Source organism: Nonomuraea lactucae (assembly GCF_003313395.1).
In the GTDB taxonomy this organism is placed as follows: domain Bacteria; phylum Actinomycetota; class Actinomycetes; order Streptosporangiales; family Streptosporangiaceae; genus Nonomuraea; species Nonomuraea lactucae.
The window spans coordinates 1-2,771 of sequence record NZ_QNFZ01000158.1 but is presented as its reverse complement, the minus strand read 5'-3'; the positions used below and the strand labels follow the sequence as shown (position 1 = coordinate 2,771).

Here is a 2,771-nt window from a genome sequence, read left to right as displayed (position 1 = left end):
CTGGCCCGCCACGGCGGCGGCGCCGTCCGCGTCAACGGCGGAGCCGTCACGGTCGTCGCGCCCGACCGGATCGGCCTGCTGTGGAGCGCCGCCGGGGTGCTCGCCGCGCACCGGCTGATCGTCCGCTCCGCCGCGTCGGCCTCGGCCGGGTCCACGGCGGTGATCGAGTTCTCGGTCGTCCCCGAGTACGGCTCGCCGCCTGACCCCGCCACGCTGGAGGCGGATCTGCGCCTGGTCCTTGCTGGGCGTCTTGACATCGAGCAGCGCCTGGCCCGCCGTACGAGGTCCGCCAGGCCACCTCGCGTACCGGTCGCTCCACCCCGTGTGACGTTGGTGGATGACGCCTCGGCCACCGCCACGGTGGTGGAAGTCAGGGCCCATGACAGGCCGGGCCTGCTGTGGCGTATCGGACGGGCGTTCGGGGAGTGCGGTCTTGACGTGAGGGCTGCTCGCGTGGAGACTCTCGGCGCGGAGGCGGTAGACGTCTTCTACGTAGTCGACCGCGCCGGACGCCCCCTCAGCGACGACGCGCAGCGGACACAGGTCCGCGATCAGGTGCTCGCGGCGTTGCGATAGTCCAATAGACGAGTGTGCGCATATGTAACGATTGTGCCCGGTTTGGCGTAATTAGTCTCGCGCTACGGATACCTTGTGGACGTCTTAGGACCGGGGCACAGAAGCGGGATGATTGAGGGGTAACGGGAGCAGTGACAACGGGGATCTCCGAGAGCGGCAACCCCGCCAGACGGGACCGTGAGAAGCGGTCACTGTCCCGGTTCGGCCTGCGCAACTGGCGCGTGAGATGGCGCCTGACCGCGCTCATCCTCGTTCCGACGGTCGTCTGCGTCATGCTCGGCGGAGCGCGCGTGGTCGGCTCGGTGCAGGGCATCAACGACTACGACCGCACGACGCAGGCCGCCGAGCAGGCCGAACGGCTCCGCAACCTGGTCCAGGCACTGGGCCTGGAGCGCGACACCGGCGGCTGGCTCGACGCGGCCCGCAGCCTGCGCAGGAAGCTCGCCAAGCCGTACGCCGAGCGCAAGGCCGAGGTCGACAAGATCGTGCAGGCCACGCGGGCCGACCTGGACGCGATGGACGAGTCCTACGGCCCCCGCGTGCTCGACGTCGTCAGGCGGGCGCGCCTCGACATCAGCAAGCTCGCCAGGACCCGGGATGAGGGGCGGCGCGACACCACCCGCTACGACTCGTTGCTCGACACGCTGCTGCGGCTGCACGACGAGCTGAGCCTCCTCAGCGAGGACTCGCAGATCATCGGTGACTTCCGGGCGCTGAGCGCGCTGGCCCGCGCCAAGGAGCAGGCCTCCCGGCAGCGGGTCCAGCTCCTCAAGGGCTACTACAACTCGGCCAGCGTGGACGCCAAGGAGGTCGAGCGGTTCATCGCCTCCAACGCCGCCCAGCGCGCCGAGATCGCCACGGTCGGCCAGGAGGCCGGTCCGCAGGTCGGCATGGAGCTCCAGAAAGAGCTGACCAGGCCCGAGTACTACAACACCGAGCTGACCAAGTCGCGCGCGATCACGCTGGCCAGTGGCAAGGCGCCGGGCGTCCGGCTCAGGCAGGACCTGCTCGCCTCGACCGACCCCAAGAAGATCTCCGCGCCCGACCAGTGGTTCAACGACAACACGACCACCATCGGCGCCCTCCAGTCCGTGGAACGGAAGATCAGCAGCAGGGTGGCCCTGCGCAGCCAGGAACTGCGCGACTCGGAGATCCGCAACGCGGTCATCACCGGAATCCTGATCCTGGCGCTGCTGCTCCTGGTGCTGCTGCTCACCGTCGCCATCGCCCGCTCGATGGTCACGCCGCTGCGCCGCCTGCGCACCGAGGCCCTCGAGGTCGCCGGCTTCCGCCTGCCCGACGTGGTGCGCCAGCTGCGCCTGTCCGGCGACTCGGCGCCCGAGCTACGGCCGATCGACGTCGCGGGCAACGACGAGATCGGCGAGGTCGCCAGGGCCTTCGACCAGGTGCACCGCCAGGCCGTACGGCTCGCGGGCGAGGAGGCCGAGCTCCGCGGCAACATCAGCTCGATGTTCGTCAACCTCTCCCGGCGCACCCAGACGCTGGTGGAACGGCAGATCTCGCTCATCGACGGCCTGGAGAAGGGCGAGCAGGACGGCGCCCGGCTGGCCGACCTGTTCAAGCTCGACCACCTGGCCACCCGCATGCGCCGCAACTCCGAGAACCTCCTGGTCCTCGCCGGCCACGAGCCCGCCCGCCGGCGCAGCCAGCCGGCCAAGCTGGTCGACGTGGTGCGCGCCTCGCTGTCGGAGGTCGAGGGTTACGAGCGAGTCCAGGTCAAGGTGCACCGGGGCACCTCGGTGCTCGGCAGCGTCGCCAACGACCTGGTCCACCTCGTGGCCGAGCTGGTCGAGAACGCCCTGCAGTTCTCGCCGAGCAACGCGCAGGTCGTGGTCACGAGCAGCCTCGTCGACGGCGGCGGCGCGCTGCTGTCGGTCACCGACGCGGGCATCAGCATGACCGAGGACGAGCTGACCGAGGCCAACCGCCGCCTGGCCGAGCCGCCGGTGGTGGACGTGTCGGTCTCCCGCCGCATGGGCCTGTTCGTGGTCGGCCGCCTGGCGCTGCGCCACGGCGTCCGCGTCCAGCTCCGCAAGGCGAGCGGCAGCGGCCTGGTCGCCATGGTGCTGCTTCCTCCGGCCCTGATCGCCGACGGCGCGCTTCGGCAGCCGCTGCCGCAGCGGCCCGCGTTCGGCGGCTCCGCCCAGGCCGTGCCGCAGCCCGGCGGTCCGGGG

Annotated in this window: 2 protein-coding genes; both read left to right on the top strand. The window is 70.9% G+C overall.

Going from position 1 to position 2,771, the window contains the following annotated elements; translation table 11 throughout:
* On the top strand, positions 1-576 hold a 576-nt coding region (locus tag DQW85_RS10470), incomplete at its 5' end, for an ACT domain-containing protein (RefSeq protein WP_113700156.1).
* Positions 577-707: 131 nt separating this feature from the next.
* The coding region (locus DQW85_RS10465; RefSeq protein ID WP_113700155.1) for a sensor histidine kinase at positions 708-2,771 on the top strand (2,064 nt) is incomplete at its 3' end.